At 33.0% G+C, this 22,478-nt stretch carries 17 protein-coding genes; 1 reads left to right on the top strand and 16 read right to left on the bottom strand.

The window, feature by feature from the left end; translation table 11 throughout:
* Positions 1 to 86: 86 nt before the first annotated feature.
* The 11 genes from dnaI to AOB58_RS01420 form a co-directional block, all read right to left on the bottom strand.
* Positions 87 to 1,010 (bottom strand): primosomal protein DnaI, encoded by a 924-nt coding sequence (dnaI, locus tag AOB58_RS01470; protein WP_064782845.1) that lies wholly within the window; start codon positions 1,008 to 1,010, stop codon positions 87 to 89.
* Positions 1,011 to 2,411: a replicative helicase loading/DNA remodeling protein DnaB gene (locus AOB58_RS01465; protein ID WP_064782844.1), complete on the bottom strand. Its 1,401-nt coding sequence runs from the start codon at positions 2,409 to 2,411 to the stop codon at positions 1,011 to 1,013.
* Positions 2,412 to 2,882, bottom strand: a complete 471-nt coding sequence (nrdR, locus tag AOB58_RS01460; RefSeq protein WP_064782843.1) for a transcriptional regulator NrdR — start codon at positions 2,880 to 2,882, stop codon at positions 2,412 to 2,414.
* Between the two features lie 394 nt (positions 2,883 to 3,276).
* Positions 3,277 to 4,302, bottom strand: coding sequence for a type I glyceraldehyde-3-phosphate dehydrogenase (gene gap / locus AOB58_RS01455; protein ID WP_064782842.1), 1,026 nt, complete (start codon positions 4,300 to 4,302; stop codon positions 3,277 to 3,279).
* A gap of 299 nt (positions 4,303 to 4,601) precedes the next feature.
* Positions 4,602 to 5,225, bottom strand: coding sequence for a dephospho-CoA kinase (coaE, locus tag AOB58_RS01450; protein WP_021339087.1), 624 nt, complete (start codon positions 5,223 to 5,225; stop codon positions 4,602 to 4,604).
* A 15-nt stretch (positions 5,226 to 5,240) separates the two neighbouring features.
* Positions 5,241 to 6,113, bottom strand: a complete 873-nt coding sequence (mutM, locus tag AOB58_RS01445; protein WP_064782841.1) for a bifunctional DNA-formamidopyrimidine glycosylase/DNA-(apurinic or apyrimidinic site) lyase — start codon at positions 6,111 to 6,113, stop codon at positions 5,241 to 5,243.
* A 15-nt stretch (positions 6,114 to 6,128) separates the two neighbouring features.
* Complete coding sequence (polA, locus tag AOB58_RS01440; RefSeq protein WP_064782840.1) at positions 6,129 to 8,759, bottom strand: DNA polymerase I; 2,631 nt, start codon at positions 8,757 to 8,759, stop codon at positions 6,129 to 6,131.
* 190 nt (positions 8,760 to 8,949) lie between these two features.
* Positions 8,950 to 10,644, bottom strand: coding sequence for a two-component system histidine kinase PnpS (gene pnpS, locus AOB58_RS01435; protein WP_002512485.1), 1,695 nt, complete (start codon positions 10,642 to 10,644; stop codon positions 8,950 to 8,952).
* A complete protein-coding gene (locus tag AOB58_RS01430; protein WP_002507366.1) occupies positions 10,644 to 11,354 on the bottom strand; it encodes a response regulator transcription factor in 711 nt (236 codons plus the stop codon). Before AOB58_RS01430 ends, pnpS begins: the two co-directional genes overlap by 1 nt.
* Before the next feature lie 471 nt (positions 11,355 to 11,825).
* Entirely contained in the window at positions 11,826 to 13,094 is a 1,269-nt protein-coding gene (icd, locus tag AOB58_RS01425; protein WP_021339085.1) for an NADP-dependent isocitrate dehydrogenase, read from the bottom strand.
* A gap of 103 nt (positions 13,095 to 13,197) precedes the next feature.
* The gene (locus AOB58_RS01420; protein ID WP_021339084.1) at positions 13,198 to 14,316 is read right to left on the bottom strand and encodes a citrate synthase; all 1,119 of its coding nucleotides are present in this window, start codon (positions 14,314 to 14,316) and stop codon (positions 13,198 to 13,200) included.
* A 356-nt stretch (positions 14,317 to 14,672) separates the two neighbouring features.
* Here AOB58_RS01420 and AOB58_RS01415 point away from each other — a divergent pair, with 356 nt between their 5' ends.
* On the top strand, positions 14,673 to 16,037 hold the full coding sequence (locus tag AOB58_RS01415) for an amino acid permease (RefSeq protein ID WP_064782839.1): 1,365 nt from the start codon (positions 14,673 to 14,675) through the stop codon (positions 16,035 to 16,037).
* Positions 16,038 to 16,264: 227 nt separating this feature from the next.
* On the opposite strand, the gene pyk is transcribed toward AOB58_RS01415, so the two are convergent.
* The 5 genes from pyk to AOB58_RS01390 form a co-directional block, all read right to left on the bottom strand.
* On the bottom strand, positions 16,265 to 18,025 hold the full coding sequence (gene pyk, locus AOB58_RS01410; RefSeq protein ID WP_002507362.1) for a pyruvate kinase: 1,761 nt from the start codon (positions 18,023 to 18,025) through the stop codon (positions 16,265 to 16,267).
* A gap of 20 nt (positions 18,026 to 18,045) precedes the next feature.
* Positions 18,046 to 19,014, bottom strand: coding sequence for a 6-phosphofructokinase (gene pfkA, locus AOB58_RS01405; RefSeq protein WP_002507361.1), 969 nt, complete (start codon positions 19,012 to 19,014; stop codon positions 18,046 to 18,048).
* A 337-nt stretch (positions 19,015 to 19,351) separates the two neighbouring features.
* Positions 19,352 to 20,296, bottom strand: a complete 945-nt coding sequence (locus AOB58_RS01400) for an acetyl-CoA carboxylase carboxyltransferase subunit alpha (RefSeq protein ID WP_021339082.1) — start codon at positions 20,294 to 20,296, stop codon at positions 19,352 to 19,354.
* A complete protein-coding gene (gene accD, locus AOB58_RS01395; protein WP_002507359.1) occupies positions 20,289 to 21,155 on the bottom strand; it encodes an acetyl-CoA carboxylase, carboxyltransferase subunit beta in 867 nt (288 codons plus the stop codon). Before accD ends, AOB58_RS01400 begins: the two co-directional genes overlap by 8 nt.
* A gap of 80 nt (positions 21,156 to 21,235) precedes the next feature.
* On the bottom strand, positions 21,236 to 22,468 hold the full coding sequence (locus AOB58_RS01390; RefSeq protein WP_064782838.1) for an NADP-dependent malic enzyme: 1,233 nt from the start codon (positions 22,466 to 22,468) through the stop codon (positions 21,236 to 21,238).
* Positions 22,469 to 22,478: the final 10 nt, after the last annotated feature.

Genomic DNA, 22,478 nt, shown 5'->3' with positions numbered 1-22,478 from the left:
TGTAAAGTAGTGGCTTATTCATCTCGTCTTCATTTCATTTGTTATGATTTAGATTTAATTATATTATACAACATTTATTTTAGATTTCAATCGTTCCTGTAATTTTTTCCTTCTAAGAAATATGGTGTTGATAATGTTTTGATTCTTTCCATGATTCTTGCAGACTTAGTTTTTTCTGTGCCGTCTCGCGTGACAGAGAGATGATATTCTAATTCTTCAAAACTTAAATTAGAACTGAAAAATGTAGGTAACTCTTGAACCATACGATAATGTAACAGTGGGCCAATCACTTCATCTCTTGCCCATGGTGTAATGTCTTCAGCACCTATATCATCTAACATTAATATATTTGCTTCTCTTACTCTAGAGAGTTTCGTTTCAAAAGTACCATCTTTAAATCCGCCTTTAAGTGAACGGATGAATTCTGGTAGATAAACAATTGTAGATGGAATTTTTTCAGTTTTTAATTGATTTGCAATTGCGCCAAGGATAAATGATTTACCAGTACCAAATGGGCCATGTAAATACAAACCTTTAATTTGGGGATCTTTATTTGTTATTTTTTCACAAATTTGGTTAGCAGCCATTGCGACATCTAATCGATCTCTTCTATCCATATATATATCTTCAAGTTTTGCGTCTAGTGTGTCACGTTGCATATGGTGCGATGTAATTAAATGTTTATTAAACCGTTCTTCGTCGTGTTTAATTTTACAAGGACAAGGTAAATAGCGAATTTTTATATGATTATGTTCGATATATAATTCAGGAATATGACCTGTCACAAAATTGGGACAGTCTTTTAGTTTATGACCATCATAACGCTTTTCTTGATCTTTATATTCTTGTAAAATATTCAAATCTTCATCTATCATCGCATTTGTCAGTTCAGCTTTATGCGACTCTAAAAACTGTTTAACGTCTGGATCATTGACGACATCTTTTTTTATCTTGGCAATTTTTTTTGATAAATCATTTGAATCACCCATAATTTGATTAAATGGTTTCATCTACTTGTCCTCCTTCCATCTATCTTTAAGTTGATTTAAAAACTGTTCTCTATCATTCTTCAATTTTTCATCATCTTCATTATTATTTGAAGTGTCAGTGTCAGTTTCTGTTTTATTATCTCGTTCTTCTAACCATTTAGGTGTCATTTCTCTCGATGCTAATTGTTTTTGTTTATAATAAGACTTAGATGATTTGTTTTCCGTCTTAGGTTGATTCACTTTTATCGCATAATTATATGCTTGTTCAGCTGTTTTGATGCCTTTTTTCTTCCAATTTGATGCTATTTCAAAAATGTAAGTCTTCGGTAGCTTCATATCTTCTTTCAACATCACAAATTGTAACAGTATATTAATGACACCGAATGACAATTGTTCACGTTCTACTAATTCTTCAATCATATACTTTTGTTGTGTTGTTGGTTCAGATTCTGACCAAGACGCTAACATATCTATGGGACTTGTTTCTTCTAATTGTTTTAGCCAAGTAACAGATTTTTCCTCATCTTGCGTTTGGTTGTTATTCTGCACTTGAGTAGCTTGAGTTGTACTATCTGCATAATTGTTAGTTTTGATATTTAAAGATGGCATTTGTTGTTCATGCTCCATCAAATAATAAGTTCTTGCATGTTTTCTTAATTCTTCAAACGAAAGTTCTTGCGCGCTTGTTATCGATTTTAAAATGATACGTTTCATCGGCTCCGGCGTCAAACCATATAAAGTCGCGATTTGTGTAATTAAAGCTTTGGCTTCTTTATCAATAATTTTTGTGCTGATAAAGTGGTTTTGCAATAAATCATATAATGTTTCAAAATCAAAGTGCACTTGTGACAAGTTTAAACCTTCATATGCCGTTTCACTTTGGATTTCATTTGTATTGTCATCTAATGACTTGTTAGGTACTTTAAACACATCAGTGAAATTTCGTGTCACATCTTGATACTTGCTAAAGTCAATTTGCTTTTTATGTTCAAAATGGCGTTTCAATTGTTGATAGCGTTGTTTGCTTACTTCACTAAACAAATACACTGATAACATTGGATCACTGAAAAATTGTTTTGCTGATGGTGGTTGGACAAGCTGATAAACAAAAGACGAATGCTGCGCATCATGATTCACTAATGTTTTAACTAAACCAATTCCCTCTAATAAGTCCATATCTTTTCTAAATTCTAATAAATTAATCTTTAACTCACTCATAATTATATAGTGCGTCAATACAGAATCCGTTTCATATTCAACAAACTGATTCAAATAATGATATAAACCAATTGCATTTGCACCAATCATTGGTGTAAACAATCTATTTAAAATTTCTAAATGCTTACTGTTCAAATAGAAATTGCGCACAACAGTAAAATTATCATGTGGTCTCAAACCATAATCATATGATTGTAACCCCATTTAAGAATCACTCCGTTTATTTCCAGCTAAAATACCTTGCATAGATTGTAATAGTTGATCTACATCCTTAAACTCTTTATATACAGATGCAAATCTTACATACGACACTTGGTCTACGTGCATAAGTAAATTCATCACATGCTCTCCAATTTCACTTGAAGAAATTTCTGCATGTCCTTCATCACGTAACTTCCATTCAACATTATTCGTAATATCTTCTAATTGTTGATAACGGACTGGTCTTTTTTCACATGAACGCACCAATCCATTTAAAATCTTTTCACGTGAAAATTGTTCTCGCGTACCATCTTTTTTTACTACAATGAGTGGTATTTTTTCTATATGTTCAAAAGTTGTGAATCTCGTACTACACTTTTCACATTCTCTTCTTCGTCGAATCGCATTAACTTCATCTGCATGTCTAGAGTCTACAACACGAGAATGAGTCGAATTACATTTCGGGCATTTCATCGAATTATCACCCTCTCGTTTTGATTACTTATCATTATACTATAAATATGTATGTCACAAAAGAATCACTATGACACATGTAAAATACTTATTGCATTATGTAATTTTTATCACTAATATTCCAAATATTGATAGAATTTAACATGCTAATTGCGTCTCTATGATAGTAAGTTTAACATGCTAAGTAATTTCATCATTACTTTTTTCTACAATCATCTAGTATATAGGTTTAAACGACAAATTGAAAACTCCTTTCAAAGTAAGCACTAACAATGTGCATTACTTCAAAAGGAGTATATATAACACTTTCTATCATCATGTCGTACAGTCTAAACATTATGGATTCTTAGCATTTAATCAATTAGTTAATTATTAAATGTTATAAATGTGTACTTTAATTTGTGACAGCGCCAACATCATTTTTGAGTAATTGACCTATTTGTTCAGCCACATCTACAACTCTATTTGAATAGCCCCATTCGTTATCATACCAAGCGATTACTTTGACTTTATTGTCACCCATAATCATTGTGCTTTGTGTATCAATAATTGCTGAATGTGGATTTGTATTAAAGTCCATAGATACTAAAGGTGCATCTTCTGTTGCAATCACACCACCTAAGTCATTATCTTTAAATGCTTGATTGACTTGTTCAGCCGTTACATTCGTGTCTAAATCAACGACTAAATCTACTAATGAAACATTCTTCGTTGGCACTCTTAATGCCATACCATGTAATTTACCATCTAATTCAGGTAGTACTTCTGTTAATGCCTTTGCAGCACCTGTTGAAGTTGGAATAATACTTTCATTACAAGAACGCGCACGTCTTAAATCTTTATGCGGATTATCTATATTATTTTGATCATTCGTAATGGCATGAACCGTTGTCATCAAACCATTTTGTATACCAAATTGATCATTTAATACTTTAGCAACCGGACCAATACAGTTAGTCGTACATGAAGCATTGCTAAATATGTCATACTGTTCAATGTCTAATTGTTTATTATTAACACCTTTGACAATCATTTGGACTTCTCCACCTTTAGATGGACCCGTGAGCAATACTTTTTTAGCACCTGCATTAATATGTGCAACAGCTTTATCTCCATGATTGAATTTTCCGGTAGCCTCAATAACGATATCGATGTTTAGCGTTTCCCAAGGTAAGTGCTCAGGATTTCTTTCTGCTACAAGATTAATCTCATGGTTATCGACTTTGACCCCATTTTCTATAGGCTCTACTTTTAAATCGTAAGCACCATGAGTTGTATCATAATTAATTAGGTGGGCAATCGTTTCAGGTGGGTAGCTCGCATTAATTGCTACTACATTTAAATCCTTATTTTTCAAAGCGATTCTTAATACCATTCTTCCTATTCTACCCATTCCATTAATTGCAATATTTGTCGTCATTCAAAGCACCCCTTATTTTTGTGTTACACTTTATGGAAATAGTATAACATAAATAAAAGTACAAGAAAGCGTTTTCTAAAATAAAATCAAAAAAATTTGCATTCCGCTTACCTAAGAGCTTAAAGAGACCTTTTCGAGATAATTTCATCTGTATAATTTGAAATCATAGTAAAAAAGTACTACTCAAACTTAGATTATAAGTTGAGTAGCACTTCAGAATACACTTATTAAACCATACTAATGTATATTAAATCAAGCATACGATAATTATCATTTAAAAACTCACTTAAAAAGATGATTTACTGCGCTTCTTCTTCAGTATTGTTGTGAATATAGCCTTCTTCTACAAGCATTCTTTCTAAGTTCTGCTTCAATTCTAATTTCGTATCACGGTTATCAATTTCACGATCCGCCATTCTACGTTTTTTATCGATTGAAATTTGACTATAAACACGTGCTTTCGCATCTTCCATTGATAAATTATTACGTTCCATCAATCTATCAATTTGAATACTTTCAGAAGTGTATACTAACCAAACCTCATCCACTGTATCTTGTAAGTCATTTTCAAATAATAACGGAATATCCATAATGACATTATAGCCTTGCTCAAGATAAGCTTCTTTTTCTTCTTCCATGATGTCTCTAACAATAGGATGAATAATTTCATTTAATTCCAATCTTTTCTCTGGATGATTAAATATGACATCTCCTACATATGATCGATTCATATTGCCATCTTCATCTATCGCTTCTTCTCCAAATGCTTCTTTAACTTGTTCTAGTCCTTTGGTACCTTTTTCTACTGCTTGGCGTGATGCAACATCTGCATCTACGACTTTAAAACCATGTACGGTTAATAATTCCGAAACACTGGATTTACCTGATGCGATACCACCTGTTAGTCCTATAACCTTTGGCATAATATCACTCTTCCTTTATTTTTGACATGTAGCGCAGAAATGACTATTTCTCGTTGCAATAACTTGAGTTTCAATATCACTTCCACACACTTTACATATCTTTTGTTTATAAACATTAAGATGTAATTGCATCGTACCTGTACTACCGTCTGCATGACGATAATCAGATATGCTCGTTCCACCATATTTTATACCCGCTTCTAATACATCTCGAACATAATAAAATAATATTTCTCGTTCTTGATTATTCAACTCTTTTGATAGACGCGCTGGATGGATACCTGCTCTAAAAAGCGCTTCACACGCATAAATGTTACCACAGCCGGAAATGACCCGATGATCTAAAATCATTTGCTTAATAGACTTGTTTTGGTAAAGTTTTTTATTAAACCACGATAAATAATGTGGCATTGCTTCTTCATCAAATGGTTCTGGAGCAATTTCTAAAAATGAGGGATACGCCTCAAATGATGGCACATTTCTAATTTCACCGAAGCGGCGAATATCAGAATAGACAAGCAACTTATCATTATTTAATTTAAATATAACATGCCAATGTTTACGATAATTTGGAACACTAATATCCTCTATCTTATCGACCACAAAGAAACCACCAGCCATACCTAGATGGCTAATAAGTATTCTTTCTTCACCGTTTTTCTCTAAGTAGAAAACGATATACTTACTTCGTCTATCTATATCACTAATTGTAAAATGCTCAGTAAAGCGTCTGAACGTATCTAATTCTAAACCTTTAATTATCGTCTCACGTTGGTTTGCTTTACCTTCATGCACTTTGTCAGAAAAAGTAACTGATTCAATTGTTTGTCCTTTAACAAAAGGCTTAATACCTCTTTTTACATGTTCTACTTCTGGTAATTCAGGCAATATAATACCTTCTTTCTATTTTGCATCGTACCATGTTTGACCATAGCTAGATTCAACTTTTAATGGCACATCTAACTCTATCGCATTATCCATAATCTTTTCAATGAATTTTTCAAACGCTTCTACTTCTTCTTTAGGTACTTCAAAAATCAATTCATCGTGCACTTGTAATAATAGTTGTGCATGGAAATCTGTTTCTTTAACTTCATTTGCAAAATTAACCATGGCTAATTTAATAATATCTGCAGCTGTACCTTGAATTGGTGTATTCATCGCAGTTCTTTCTGCAAAACCTCTCAAATTAAAGTTTCTACTTGTGATATCTGGTATATATCTACGACGATGTAATAACGTTTCAACATAGCCCTGAGCTTTGCAGTCTTTAACAATATCTTCCATATATTGTTTAACCCCAGGGAAACTATCTAGATAATCATCAATAAATTGTTTCGCTTGTTTTCTTGTTATGCCTAAACTCTGGCTTAGACCATAATCGCTTATGCCATAAACAATTCCGAAATTTACTGCCTTCGCTTGTCTACGCATCGTGCTATCAACGTCATCTGGTTGTACATTGAATACTTTCATAGCTGTAGCTGTGTGAATGTCTTCATCATTAATAAATGCTTGTTTCATACTTTCATCTTGCGTGATGTGCGCCAATACTCTTAATTCAATCTGCGAGTAATCGGCTGCAAATATGACATTGTTTTCGTTTGTAGATTTAAAAGCTTTTCTGATTTTTCTACCTTCTTCTAAACGAATAGGTATATTTTGTAGGTTAGGATCAATAGATGACAATCTACCAGTTTGTGCAAGTGTTTGGTTAAAGCGTGTATGGATACGATTATCCTCAGCGATCACTTTTTGCAATCCTTCTACATACGTAGACTGTAATTTAGCAAGTTGTCTATACTCAAGGATATGCTCAATAATAGAATGTTCACCTTGTAATTGTTCTAACACATCTACTGCTGTGGAATAACCTGTCTTCGTTTTTTTAATTACAGGTAACTCTAATGTTTCAAATAATACAACACCTAACTGTTTTGGTGAATTGATATTAAATGGCTCTCCTGCAGCTTCATGTATATTTTTTATTAACACATCTAATTTACTTTGAATCTCTTTTTCCATTTCTTTTAAATCATTAGCGACTGTATAAATACCTGTTTCTTCCATTTCACTTAAAATACGTGCCAATGGTAATTCTAAATCATTTAGTAAATCTGTTTGATTATATTCATCTAGTTGCTTTGCCATTTTGGGCTTAATTGCACTAATTGCTTCTATAATGGTTGCTACATGGTGATTCAGAACATCATCTTCAGGCAATTGTCTTTTTTTGCCTTTACCATAAACAGCGATGGTTTGTTGTACATAATATTGACCATAATTCGTAACAACTGAATTGACATCATCTATTGTACGTGATGGGTCAATAATATAACTTGCTAACATCACATCAAACACAATGTGTTTAATCGCAATATCTAATCTATGTGCAACAACATATGATTTTTTAGCATCATATACATTCTTTTCTGTAGTACTATCTTCTAACCATGCAATAAGTGCTGGATAATCATGCATCTTATGTGCATCAATAACAACATGGTGCGTGCCATCATATAAAGCAAACTTTAATATGTCATCTTTTAAGTAATTAGAACCATCTAACTCAAAATGTATAGATGCAGCGTCTAAGTTGTTAAAATCAACCTGTGCAAAATCACTTGCTATATTGATTTCCATTTCTTCCACACTTGAGCTACTGCCATCAACGTCTATTTGGTCTAACAACTGTTTAAACTCTAATTTTTTAAATAATTCAATTTTATCATTTGTATCTGGATTTTCTTGCAATTTAGTCTCGTTTAAAGATACTTCAATTGGACTTTCACAATTAATTGTCGCAAGTTCCTTACTCATTAAGGCATCATCTTTGCTATTTTCAAGTTTCTCTTTTAATTTCTTCCCAGAGACTTCATCTAGATGTTCGTAGACATTTTCCACATTTGAAAATTGTTTCAATAATTTAATCGCTGTTTTTTCACCAACACCTGCAACACCTGGAATATTGTCTGAAGTGTCACCCATTAAGCCTTTCATATCAATAATTTGTTCAGGTACCAAACCATCATATTTTTCTGAAATAAATTCCGGTGTGTAATGATCAACATCTGTCACACCTTTTTTAGTGTAATAGATTGTAACGTCATCTGTAGCAAGTTGTGTTAAATCTCGGTCACCAGTTACAATAATTGTTTGGAATTTTTCTTCATTTGCTTGTTTACTTAGCGTACCGATAATATCATCCGCTTCATAATTCTCTAACTCATAACGTTTAATTTGATAAGCATCTAATAATTGTCTGATATAAGGAAATTGTTCACTTAATTCAGGCGGTGTTTTTTGACGTCCACCTTTATACTCACTATATTGTGAGTGTCTGAACGTGGTCTTTCCAGCATCGAATGCAACTAAGAAATGTGTGGGCTGTTCTTCTTTTATAATTTTTTCAAGCAACATCGCAAAACCATACACGGCATTGGTATGAATACCTGCCTTATTTTGTAACAATGGCAAAGCGTAAAAAGCTCTAAAGCTAAGACTGTTACCATCAACTAAGATTAATTTATTCAATGTTTTAACCTCCAACACATATTTACTATCCATTTTATCACAAATTATAACTCTACCCGTATTGATACGACATATCTTCTGGTTTTCATTGCAATATAAAAAAATCGACCTAACAACATAAAGTTAATTAGATCGACTATCATTTTAATTTTGTATAAAATCACACAACAATTATAAATTTAAAGTATACTTATTCTGTTTCAAAAAATGTAATTCTAAATGTTGATCCTTCATTCGGACTACTAATTACATTAATTCTACCATTATGGGCTTCCATAATATGTTTTGTAATAGACAATCCTAAGCCTGTGCCACCTGAATCTCTACTACGTGCTTTATCTACTCTATAAAAGCGTTCAAAAATATGTTTTTGGTCTTCTTCACTTATACCCATACCGAAATCTTCTACTTCTAGTATACGCTTATTGCCCTCTTTATATACACGCACAATAACTTCATCCGATTCCTTAGAGTAACTAATTGCATTGGATAGTAAATTGATAACAACTTGTGAAACTTTATCATTATTTGCATCAATGACAATATCAGGTGTCACTTCATTTACAATTGTTATATCTTTACTTTCAGCAATCGTCTGCATATTTTTAATCGTTAGTTCCGCAATGTCAGACAAACTAATATATTCAGTTTCTATTTCAGATTGTTGTTCGACATGAGATAAATCTAGTAAATCAAAAACTAAGGTTTCTATGCGATTAGATTCTTTAGAAATGATTTGTAAAAAATCATCTAATGCCTGTTCATCATTTTTTGCCCCATCTAGTAATGTTTCAGCAAATCCTTTTATTGAAGTAATAGGTGTTTTTAATTCGTGTGATACATTTGCTACAAATTCACGACGTAAATTTTCAAGCTTTTTAAGGTTTGTGATGTCATGCATAACAATAACCATGCCATATAAATTTTTCTTAGTTTTTGACAAAATTGGTACGCAAGCAGTATCAAAATATTTCTGATGCACTTGATCTATGGTTAATTCTACTTGATCATAAATAGGTTTTTCTACTTTAAACGCATCAACAATAAGTTTTTGGATTTTAACATCGATAAACTCAACATAACTTTTATGCTCTACTGCTTCTTCAGGCGTAAATAACTCATAATATGCTTTATTTGCTACAACAATTTCACCATATTTATCAATCATTAATATGGAACTCGGAATACTTTCTACAGTTGTTTTTAGCCTATTGGATTGTAGCTTTTGCTTATGATTTAAACGTTGTAAACGTCTAGCTAATTCATTTGTAGTAACGAACAACTCTCTCGTCTCTTTTACGTTGCTCTCTGGCACCCTCACATGATAATACCCCTCAGCCAAAAGGTTCGTGGCATACGTTACTTCATTAATAGGTCTTATATACGTTCTATTGATACTTCGAACGACAAAGAAAATAATCACTAAAACAATTAAACCAATTAAAGCCGTGTATTTCCACAGTTCAATTTGTAATTCTAAGATTTCATTATTTACACCACTAATCAAAACATCTTTATCTTTGATTGAAGTCTTGAATGTATATCTTCGATCATCAGCTACTTTATCATAAATTAAGTTCGAAGGAATAGCATCATTTCTTATATCTTCATTTATCTCAGTTCCTTGTTTTGTGGACAACAAGACATCGTTACCTTTTTCAATAACTACAGTATATTTTTCACTTTCAGCAATATCTTTGATTTCAGCTATTTTATCATGGTTGTACAAACTAACGAAATGCTCTGAACGATGCTCTAGGTCCCCTTCTTGACCCGTAGTAACCGTGTTATAAATAACATGTGTTATGATTGCGCCTAACATAATAAAGCTAATGATAACGATGGTACATAATAAAAATAAGAGGCGGTGATGAAACTTCAGCATTAAACCTTAGGTCTCTCCAACTTATATCCTAAACCTCGTACTGTTTTGATAAGTTTAGGTTGTTTTGGGTTTTCTTCTAATTTATCTCTTAAATGACTAATATGTACATCCACAATTCTAGAGTCACCCGCGAATTCATAATTCCATACTGAATTTAACATATGTTCACGTGTGATCACTCTACCCTGTCTTTCGATAAGATATAATAACAGTTCAAATTCTTTTGGTGTTAATTCTAATAATTCATCTTCTCTATACACTTCAAAATATTCTGGTCTAATTCTGATTGAACCAATAAGTATGTCATCTTCATCATTTTCAATTTGAGCTGCTTCTGTAACCATCGCAGATCTTCTTAAAATAGCTTTGACTCTTGCTACTACTTCTCTTGGTGAAAATGGTTTAGTCATGTAATCATCTGCACCAAGTTCTAGTCCTAGTACACGATCAAATTCATCATCTTTAGCTGTCAGCATTAAGATAGGTACAAGATTTTTATCAGAACGAATCGTTTTACAAACTTCTATTCCATCTTTTTTTGGAAGCATGACATCTAACACAACTAATTCGGGATTTGTAGCATTGACCTTCTCCAGTGCTTCTTCTCCATCATAAGCTACATCCACTATATACCCAGCTTGTTCTAAATTATATTTTAATAAGGTTACGATTGATTGCTCATCATCTACTACAAGTACTTTTTGTGACATAGTATACCTCCATATTTGTGTTTACAAATTAATTATAACTTATATTTAAATAAAAATAACATACTTTAAATTCTTTTCACATAAACTTTACAATACCTAGAATAAAGGATCAAATTAAGTATTCATGAATTTAATGTAATTGTGATGTTAACAATCTGTTGCGCTGTTGATTTCATTTCACTGATTTTTTTAAAAATCATACGTTAACAAAATCTTAACATTTAATTAACAACATGAACACTTATATCATTGAAAATATGCAATCCAGAGAAATTGTTCGAGTTAATATACATCAAACAACGTTCTTAAATTTACAATTTACATTAAAAAATGCGGATTAAATGCTATTTGTGAGGCACTTTTTACTAACTTATGAAAATCACAAAAAAATACCAACAAAATCCTAAGATATTGTTGGTATTTTTAAAATCAATTCGTATTGAATCTTTAAAGACTCAATACGAATTTGTATTATTTGATGTTTTTAATAAGTTCATCTGCAAACTCAGAAGTAGAAACTTCTTTAGCACCGTCCATTAAACGAGCAAAGTCGTAAGTTACCACTTTAGAAGCAATTGTTTTCTCAATTGATTCAGTGATCTTATCTGCAGCTTCTTGCCATCCTAAGTGTTCTAACATTAATGTTGCACTTAAAATTTCAGATGATGGGTTAACTTTATTTAATCCTGCATATTTTGGAGCTGTACCATGTGTAGCTTCAAAAATAGCATGACCAGTTTCATAGTTAATGTTTGCACCAGGTGCAATACCAATGCCGCCAACTTGTGCTGCTAACGCATCAGATACATAGTCACCATTTAAGTTCATTGTAGCTACTACATCATGATCTGATGGACGTGTTAAAATTTGTTGTAAGAAAATGTCAGCAATTGAATCTTTAACGATAATTTTGCCTTCTTTTTCTGCTTTTTCTTGCGCTTCGTTTGCTTTGTCTTTACCTTCTTTTTCAACAATTTCATCATATTGCTGCCAAGTAAATACTTTATCACCAAATTCGTTATGTGCTAAGTCATAACCCCATTGTTTAAATGCGCCTTCAGTAAATTTCATGATATTACCTTTGTGCACTAATGTTAATGATTTACGATTATTTTCTAAAGCATATTGTATAGAAGCACGTACTAAACGCTCTGTACCTTCTTTAGAAACTGGTTTCACGCCAATACCTGATGTTTCTGGGAATCTAATATTTTTAGCGCCCATTTCATTTTGTAAGAATTCAATTAATTTCTTAACTTCAGGTGTGCCTTCTTGGAATTCGATACCAGCATAAATGTCTTCAGTATTTTCACGGAAAATAACCATATCAGTGTCTTCAGGACGTTTAACTGGTGATGGAACGCCTTGGAACCAACGTACTGGACGTAGACATGTAAATAAATCTAATTCTTGACGTAAAGCAACGTTAAGTGAACGGATGCCGCCACCAATTGGTGTTGTTAAAGGACCTTTAATAGCAATTAAATATTCATTAATCGTATCAAGTGTTTCTTTAGGTAACCACTCGCCAGTTTCATCGTAAGCTTTTTGTCCAGCTAATACTTCTTTCCATTCGATTTTCTTTTCACCGCTATAAGCTTCTTCAACCGCTGCATCGATTACTCTGCTAGCCGCATTCCAAATATCTGGTCCAATACCATCACCAATAATAAATGGGATGATTGGATTATTTGGAACTGTTAAACCTTCTTGTGATTTTACTATTTTTTCTCCTGACATGTAAAAAAACCTCCGTGTTTTTTTTTGATTAAATATTTTCTAAAAATATTGTTTGTACATTCATTATTACAATAAATATTTTAATAATGAATGATTAAACTTATTATCTTTTTTCTATTGGTTCATATTTTCTATCTGTTTCACCAATATACTCAGCTCTTGGACGCATAATTCTATTATCTCTATATTGTTCTAAGATATGTGCAATCCAACCAGAAGTTCTACTTACTGCAAAAATTGGAGTGAATAAATCATGTTCGATGTTCATACTATGATAAACGGTCGCACTAAAGAAATCCACATTGGCTATTAAGCCTTTTTCTTCTTTCATCTTATCAGCAATTTTAACGGAAATATCAAACAATTGACTTTGACCTGTTTCTGCTGTAATTTTTCTACTCATTTCTTTTAAGTATTTCGCTCTTGGATCACCATCTTTATATACGCGGTGTCCGAAGCCCATAATCTTTTCTTTATTTTCAATTTTTTTATCGATGTAATTATCAACTTCATCAATTGATTTCACTTCAGATAACATGCTCATGACACGTTCATTTGCCCCACCGTGAAGTGGACCTTTCAATGAACCAACTGCAGCAACAATACCTGAATACATATCGGATAATGATGAAACAGCACATCTTGCTGTAAATGTTGAGGCATTTAACTCATGGTCTGCGTGTAATACAAGCGCTTTGTTAAACGCTTCGACTTCGATATCTGTAGGCAATTCTCCTCTTAACATATATAAGAAGTTACCAGCATAATTTAAATCGCTATTTGGTTTTACAACATCTTTACCTTCTCTAACTCTTGCATATGCTGTAACAAGAGAAGCTATTTTAGCTTGAATACGTATCGCACGCTCCATTGTTTGTTCATCGCTTTCAGTTTCAGCATGTTCATCAAAATGGGCAATATAAGACACAGATGTTCTTAACGCTGTCATTGGATGCACGTTACTAGTAGCGTATTCTTTAAAGTGGCTATACACTCTAGGATTTAATGTCATGTATCCAAAAAGTTTTTCTTTTAATTCTTTTAATTCTTCTTCATTAGGTAATCGGTAGTGCCATAACAAGAAGACAACTTCTTCAAACTCAGCATTTTGAGCTAAATCATCAATATCATAACCTGCATATGTTAATTGACTATCAATGATAGAACTTACTTTAGTTTGAGATGCAATTACCCCTTCTAAACCTTTTTGTAACTCTGCCATATATAAATTCCCCTTTTCTATTTCGTTATGAAATGGCTTTCATTAACCATTATATCCAATTTCGTCCCTTTTGTGAATATTTAAAGTTTAATCCTCTTGCCAGAACACTAAGAAATAAGTATTTGTTTATATACCCTTAAAACACATCATGATATTAAATGGTGTTATAAACTCATTCTAGTATGTAAAGCCTTACAGTTCAATTTTAATTACTTTTCATTTGGTTATCATTATTAATAACTAATTATTAATGTAGTTTTACCCTTAATTTTTTTATGGTTCAGTTAAAAAACAGTTGTAATATTTTAAAGACAGTTGCATAATAATAAAACGACAAAATGAAGGAGTAGTAGATTATGTCAAACAATGAATTACAGAGAGAACTAAGCAACCGGCACATCCAGCTGATTGCAATTGGTGGCGCAATTGGTACAGGTCTGTTTTTAGGAGCTGGTCAAACAATCGCGTTAACTGGCCCTTCTATTTTACTTACATATATCATCATTGGTTTTATGCTATTTATGTTTATGCGTGGCTTAGGAGAAATGCTTGTAACAAATACTAATTTTAAGTCTTTCGCAGATGTCACGAATAAGTACATTGGTTCTTTTGCAGGTTTTGTGACTGGTTGGACTTATTGGTTATGTTGGATTATTACTGGTATGGCTGAGGTAACTGCAGTTGCTAAATATGTAAGTTTTTGGTTTCCTCACATTCCAAATTGGATCAGTGCATTATTCTGTGTACTTGTACTTATGTCACTTAATTTATTAAGTGCTAAACTATTTGGTGAATTAGAATTTTGGTTTGCAATCATTAAAATAGTAACGATTCTTGCTTTGATTGTTGTTGGTGCAATTATGATTATTATGGCCTATGACACACAATTTGGACATGCTTCATTATCTAATTTATACAATAATGGCATATTTCCTAAAGGTGTTAATGGATTTTTAATGTCATTCCAAATGGCTGTATTCTCATTTGTGGGTATCGAATTAATAGGTGTTACTGCAGGCGAAACTAAAGATCCGACTAAGACTCTACCGAAAGCAATTAATAGCGTTCCTTTACGTATATTAGTCTTTTATGTTGGTGCATTAGCTGTAATCATGTCAATCATCCCATGGAATGCTATAAATCCTGACGATAGTCCATTTGTTAGATTGTTCGCACTAATTGGTATTCCATTTGCAGCAGGCATTATTAATTTCGTTGTTCTAACTGCAGCGGCGTCTTCTTGTAACAGCGGCATTTTTTCTAACAGTCGTATGCTCTTTGGTCTTTCTAATCAAAAACAAGCACCGCCTTATTTTGCGTCAACGAATAAAAATGGCGTTCCGCACATTGCAATATTTGTCTCATGTGCATTACTGATGATTGCTGCTTTATTAAATTATATTGTCCCGAATGCGACACTCGTCTTCACTTATATCACCACTGTATCTACAGTGTTGTTTTTAGCTGTTTGGGCATTAATCATTGTTGCTTATATTAATTATACTAAACGTAACCCAGAAGCTCACAAACAGGCTAATTTTAAATTAGTAGGCGGTAAATATATGGGATATATCATCTTAATATTCTTCTTGTTAGTATTTTGTTTATTGTTCGTAAATGAAGTTACAAGAACAGCGGTATTTTTAACACCAATATGGTTCGTTATGCTAAGTTTAATGTACTTAAGATATAAAAAAGTAGCACGTACTCAAGGTAAATAAAAAACAGATATTTTCAAAATGAACTATCTATACACATTGCTTGCGAACCAATGTGTATAGATAGTTTTTATTATAATTAAAATCAAGAATACTTTGTTATTTCATATAAAGTTGAGTGAAAATTAAAAAGAGAGTTAATTGAATTTAAAATTCAATTAACTCTCAACTTCTTATATTATTTCAAACAGGAATTTACAACTACCTATTAGTTTATATTCGTAAATCTATTATAGAACGTTAGCATAACCTTCAAAGATTTTACCTTGATTTGCATCAATAGTAACTAAAACATCATTTTGTATTTCTTTAGTTGCGTTTTCAACACCAACAACTGTAGGAATACCTTTTTCTAAACCAATGATTGCACTTGGTGAAGTGATGCCATTTTCCTCTGTGATTAAACCAATTGCATTTTCAATATAAGGTACAAGTGTTTCGTCTACTGAAGACGTTACAATAATTGTTTCAGATAGATCTTTACCTTCTAACTCATTTGCATTATTAACAACAAGTGTTTGGCCAACAACTGAATTTCTACCAATACCTTGTCCTTTAGCAAGTTCATCTCCTACTAAATGTAATTTCATCATGTTAGTAGTACCTTTTTCACCTGTTGGAACACCAGCAGTGATAATAATTAAATCACCATTTTGAACTTTTTCAGTTTCAACTGCAGTTGCTACAGCATTATTTAATAATGCATCTGTAGTTTTACGTCCTTCTTTGATTACTGGATGAATTCCCCATACTAGAGCACATTGGCGTGCAGTTTCTGGATTAGGTGTTACTGCGATAATGTCTGATTGTGGACGATATTTAGAAATCGTACGAGCAGTTGAACCACTTTCTGTAGCAGCAACAATTGCTTTTACATTTAAGTTTAATGCTGTATGTGCAACTGAAACACCAATTGCGTTAACAAGTGACGTTTCTACTAATTTAGTGCGATCTGACAATAATTTTTTATAATCTTGTGCACCTTCAGCAGAAACTGCAATATTACGCATTGTTTTAACTGCTTCTTCAGGATAAAGTCCAGCAGCTGTTTCACCAGAAAGCATTACTGCGTCTGTACCATCATAGATTGCGTTGGCAACATCACTTGCTTCGGCACGTGTAGCACGTGGGTTTCTTTGCATAGAATCAAGCATTTGTGTCGCAGTGATAACAGGTTTGCCTAATTTATTACATTGTCTGATTAAATCTTTTTGCACCATAGGTACTGATTCTGGTGGAATTTCAACACCCATATCACCACGTGCAACCATTAAACCGTCTGAAACTTCAAGAATATCTTTGATGTTGTCAATACCTTCTTGGTTTTCAATTTTAGGTATAATGCTGATTGTTGTATTTTTTTGTGCTTCAAGTAATTTACGGATATCAAGTACATCACTTGGACGACGTACGAAACTAGCTGCGATGAAATCAACGCCTTCGCTAATACCAAAATTAATATCTTCAGCATCTTTATCAGTAATACCAGGTAAACTTACTTTAACGCCTGGTAAGTTTACGCCTTTTTTATTTTTTAATTCGCCAGTGTTTAATACATCACAAACAACTTCGCCATTATCTTTGTCGATACGTTTAACTTGTAATTCAATTAAACCATCATCTAATAAAATATATGAACCTTCTTCTACATCATTGATTAAATTATCATAAGTTACTGAGAATTTTTCAGGTGTACCTTCTACTTCTGTCATGCTTACGATGACTTCAGTATCTCTTTCAAGTTCAATACCGCCATCTTTCATACTGTGTGTACGAATTTCAGGTCCTTTAGTATCAAGTAAGATTGCAACAGTTTTACCTAATTTTTTAGATACTTTACGAATCGAGTCAATTCTTGCTTTATGTTCTGCATGATCACCATGTGAAAAGTTTAAACGTGCAACATTCATTCCGGCTTTCATTAATTTCTCAAGCATTTCTTCCGATTCTGACGCTGGTCCAATAGTACAAACAATTTTAGTTTTTCTCATTAATAATGCCTCCAAGTATTTTATATAGATAATTCATTTGTTAATTCATAAGTTTCAAAATCGAACTCATGTTGATCTGATCTAAATATTTCTTCAAATGGTGTATCAGTTAATTCATTATTACGGATTCCCACACCAATAGCAGTTTTCCCTTGTAATAATAAATCTACTGCATGACCACCTAAACGTGACGCTAACACACGATCTGCTCCACTTGGGCTACCACCACGTTGGATGTGACCCAATACAGAAACACGTGCATCAACATTAATATACTTAGTTAACTCTTGAGCGCAAGCCTCTCCAGACATACAACCTTCTGCTACCATGACGATTGAATGTTTTTTGCCTCTTTTAATACCATTATCGATTTTTTCAGCTACATCTTTGATGTCTGTTTCTACCTCTGGAACGATAATTGTTTCTGCACCTACAGACATGCCTGCCCACAATGCTAAGTCTCCACAATCACGTCCCATAACTTCTATAATAAAGGTTCTAGCATGACTCGATGCTGTATCACGGATTTTATCAACACAATCAATAATAGTGTTTAATGCTGTATCAAATCCAATTGTAAAATCTGAACCATTAATATCATTATCAATCGTACCAGGTATTCCAATTGTCTGGATTTCTTCACATTCTTCACTTATACGTTGCGCGCCTCTGTAACTACCGTCTCCACCGATAACTACAAGGCCTTCGATTCCTCTTTTACGTAAGTTTTCTATACCTTTCTTACGCATTTCTACTTCTTTAAATTCAGGACACCTTGCTGAATATAAAAAAGTGCCTCCGCGTTGAATTGTATCCCCAACAGAACCGAGTTCAAGCTTTTCGATATCATCGTTTAATAAACCTTGATAGCCTTGGTAAACACCATAGACTTCAATGTTATTAAAAATCGCTTTTCTAACTACAGCTCTTATAGCTGCGTTCATGCCTGGAGAATCTCCACCACTTGTCAACACTGCAATTTTTTTCATGACGACAAACCTTTCTAACATGTATTTCTTATTCTAAAAATACCATAAATAATACAATGGTGCCATTAAAATAAGGCTTTGTGCCAAATGTAAACGTTTTAAAGTAATCTAAACTATTAATTTATAAATAGTAAGCGTTTACTATAATTTTCGGCAAAAATGAAATGAGCGCTCTTATGTATTTACCTTTAAATTATATTTCTTAAACAATATATTTATTTTTTAAATAAAATAAATATTTGTGTTTACTCAATCTACTTCTCTACAACTATAAAAATGGCTGTGAAAAAATCTATCGTCATAGATTTTTTCACAGCTCATCTCAATATGTTTGATATTATTCGTGAAATGCTCCAATATTTCTAAATTTTGCATAACGGTCATCAACAAGTTGTTGTTTACTTAGCTGACTTAATTCTGCTAAATGATATTCAAAACCTTTCTTGATGTTTTGTGCTTGAATTTCAACATCATGGTGTGCACCACCTAATGGTTCTTTAATTACATCATCAGCTATATTGAGTTCACGTAAATCTTCAGCAGTAATCTTCATTGTTTCTGCAGCAATTTTTGCAAGATTACTGTCTTTCCATAACAGTGCAGAAGCACCTTCAGGTGAAATAACAGAATACGTACTATTTTCAAGCATCAATATACGATTTGTAATACCTAAACCTAAAGCTCCTCCACTACCACCTTCACCAATCACAATAGAAATGACTGGCACTGTTAACGAAGCCATTTCAACTAAGTTTCTAGCGATAGATTCACTTTGTCCACGTTCTTCTGCTGCTTTACCTGGATACGCACCTTTAGTATCGATAAAAGTAATAATAGGTCGATTGAATTTTTCCGCCTGTTTCATCAATCTAATTGCTTTTCTATAACCTTCTGGATGTGCCATCCCAAAATTACGATAAATATTATCTTTGGTATCTTTACCACGTTGTTGTCCAACTACAGTAACAGCTTGGCCATTCAAATAACCAATGCCACCAATCATTGCAGGATCATCTCTATAATTTCTATCACCATGAAATTCCATGAATGAATCAAATATATAAGGTATGTAATCTAAAGATGTAGGTCTTTCTTGTAAACGTGCTAATTGCACACGATCCCATGGTTTAAGGTTTGTATATACCTTTTCAGTCTCTCTCTCTAAAGAAGCTTCGAGCATATCAATTTCTTCTTGAAGATCTACATCATTCTTTTCTTGAGATTCTTTTAATGATTCAATTTTATTTTTTATTTCAAAAAGCGGCTTTTCAAAATCAAGCATTTGTTTTCACCTCTTGGTGCATTTTTAAGATATTAGATAACGTTGTTTTCATTTCTTTTCTATGTACTACTTTATCTAATTGACCATGTTCTAATAGAAATTCTGCAGTTTGGAAATCATCTGGTAATTTTTCATTAATAGTTTGTTCAATGACACGTCTTCCAGCAAATCCAATTAACGCTTTTGGTTCACTAAGATTAATATCACCTACAGAAGCAAAGCTTGCAGAAACACCACCTGTAGTTGGATTAGTGATGTAAGAAATATACAATAACCCCGCATCCGCGTGTTTCTTCAGTGTCACACTCGTTTTACCCATTTGCATTAACGATATAATACCTTCTTGCATTCTAGCTCCACCGCTTGCTGAAAATAAAATAAATGGCAAACGATTTTCAATACAATGCTCAATAATTCTACAAATTTTCTCGCCTACTACAGAACCCATGCTGCCCATTCTGAATCTAGCATCCATAACAGCAACACCATAACTTATACCTTCTAAATTTGCAGTTCCAGTCACTACTGCTTCGTTCAGCTCAGTTTTTTGTCGATCTTTTTGGATTTTTTCTTCATAACTTGGGAAGTCCAATGGGTTTGCCGAAGTCATGCCTCTATCAAATTCTTTAAATGTACCTTCGTCGGAAATAGCTTCAATACGTTTATAAGCTGTAAGTGCAATGTGATGATCACAGTTAAAGCAAACGTTTAAGTTTTCAGCTAATTCTTTCGTATACATAATTTTTTTACATTTAGGACATTTCGTCATAATACCTGCAGGAACATCACTTTGTTTTGAATCCGATACGGTCACGTACTTTTTCTTTTTACTACTTCTATTGAAAAAATCTTTAAACATTGGTAAACCTCCACATAAATATCGCAATCTTTCTCTACACTTAACTGTAAGTCACGTATTGAGTTCAGGATTAACGAATATTATTTATCTAAGTCTGTTAATTTCATTGTCTTTTCATAAATTTCCTCTGGATCCATATCATTTCTAGCAACGCCAGACTCCATTGCTGCTTTTGCAACTTCTCTAGCGACTGATGGTGCTACACGCTTATCAAACGGACCAGGAATACAATAATCAGGATTCAATTCTTCTTGATGAATTAAATTAGCAATTGCTTCAACCGCAGCCTGTTTCATTGCTTCATTAATTTGTGTTGCTTCTACATCTAAAGCACCTCTGAATATACCCGGAAATGCTAAGACATTATTAATTTGATTTGGAAAATCTGAACGGCCTGTTCCTATTACTTTTGCACCTGCTGCTTTTGCAACATCTGGCTGAATTTCTGGGTTAGGGTTTGCCATAGCAAAGATAATTGGATCATCAGCCATAGATTCGACCATCTCTTTTGTTAATAAATCTGCAACAGAAACGCCTATAAACACGTCAGCATCTCTGATGACATCATTTAAGCTACCCTCAATTTTCTCTCTATTAGTCCACTTAGCTACGTATGCTTTCGTATCATTCATACCGAAAGCACGATCTTCGAAAATAGCACCTTTAGAATCACACATAATCATATCTCTAACACCATAAGAATATAATAATTTAACAATAGCCATACCAGCTGCACCGGCACCATTAAGAACGACCTTAATGTCTGACAAATCTTTATCCACTATTCTTAAGGCATTGATCATACCTGCTACTGTAACGATTGCTGTACCATGTTGATCATCGTGAAATACTGGTATTTTAGTTTCTTTTTTCAAACGCTCTTCTATTTCAAAACAGCGCGGCGCTGAAATATCTTCTAAGTTAATGCCACCATAATTCGGTTCTAATAATTTCACAGTATTCACTATATCATCTGTATCTGTAGTATTTAATGCAATAGGCACACCATCGATACCAGAAAAACTTTTAAATAACACTGCTTTCCCTTCCATTACTGGGATACTCGCTTCTGCACCAATATTTCCTAATCCTAAAACAGCTGTACCATCTGTTACAACAGCTACAGTATTGCCTTTCATGGTATACTCAAAAACTTTTCGAGAATCTTCATGTATTTCTTTACAAGGCTCTGCGACACCTGGTGAATAAGCTAAACTTAATTCTTCTTTATTAGTAACTTGTACCTTAGGTGTTACTTCCAACTTTCCTTGATTTCGTCTATGCATTTCTAATGCTTCGTCTCTCAATGTCATGTAAATCTAC

It is taken from the genome of Staphylococcus sp. AntiMn-1, from assembly GCF_001663395.1.
GTDB lineage: Bacteria > Bacillota > Bacilli > Staphylococcales > Staphylococcaceae > Staphylococcus > Staphylococcus equorum.
The sequence above is the reverse complement of the archived record's forward strand: the minus strand, read 5'-3'. Positions and strand labels throughout refer to the sequence as shown.

Coding starts and splice junctions, on each gene's coding strand:
- AOB58_RS01420 (WP_021339084.1), bottom strand. CDS start 14,316: ATGGCAGAGTTACAAAAAGGTTTAGAAGGGGTAATTGCATCTCAAACT.
- gap (WP_064782842.1), bottom strand. CDS start 4,302: ATGACGACAAATATTGCAATTAATGGAATGGGTAGAATAGGAAGAATG.
- AOB58_RS01465 (WP_064782844.1), bottom strand. CDS start 2,411: ATGGGGTTACAATCATATGATTATGGTTTGAGACCACATGATAATTTT.
- pyk (WP_002507362.1), bottom strand. CDS start 18,025: ATGAGAAAAACTAAAATTGTTTGTACTATTGGACCAGCGTCAGAATCG.
- AOB58_RS01390 (WP_064782838.1), bottom strand. CDS start 22,468: ATGACATTGAGAGACGAAGCATTAGAAATGCATAGACGAAATCAAGGA.
- icd (WP_021339085.1), bottom strand. CDS start 13,094: ATGTCAGGAGAAAAAATAGTAAAATCACAAGAAGGTTTAACAGTTCCA.
- AOB58_RS01430 (WP_002507366.1), bottom strand. CDS start 11,354: ATGTCACAAAAAGTACTTGTAGTAGATGATGAGCAATCAATCGTAACC.
- pnpS (WP_002512485.1), bottom strand. CDS start 10,644: ATGCTGAAGTTTCATCACCGCCTCTTATTTTTATTATGTACCATCGTT.
- AOB58_RS01415 (WP_064782839.1), top strand. CDS start 14,673: ATGTCAAACAATGAATTACAGAGAGAACTAAGCAACCGGCACATCCAG.
- coaE (WP_021339087.1), bottom strand. CDS start 5,225: ATGCCAAAGGTTATAGGACTAACAGGTGGTATCGCATCAGGTAAATCC.
- dnaI (WP_064782845.1), bottom strand. CDS start 1,010: ATGAAACCATTTAATCAAATTATGGGTGATTCAAATGATTTATCAAAA.
- AOB58_RS01400 (WP_021339082.1), bottom strand. CDS start 20,296: ATGCTTGATTTTGAAAAGCCGCTTTTTGAAATAAAAAATAAAATTGAA.
- pfkA (WP_002507361.1), bottom strand. CDS start 19,014: ATGAAAAAAATTGCAGTGTTGACAAGTGGTGGAGATTCTCCAGGCATG.
- nrdR (WP_064782843.1), bottom strand. CDS start 2,882: ATGAAATGCCCGAAATGTAATTCGACTCATTCTCGTGTTGTAGACTCT.
- accD (WP_002507359.1), bottom strand. CDS start 21,155: ATGTTTAAAGATTTTTTCAATAGAAGTAGTAAAAAGAAAAAGTACGTG.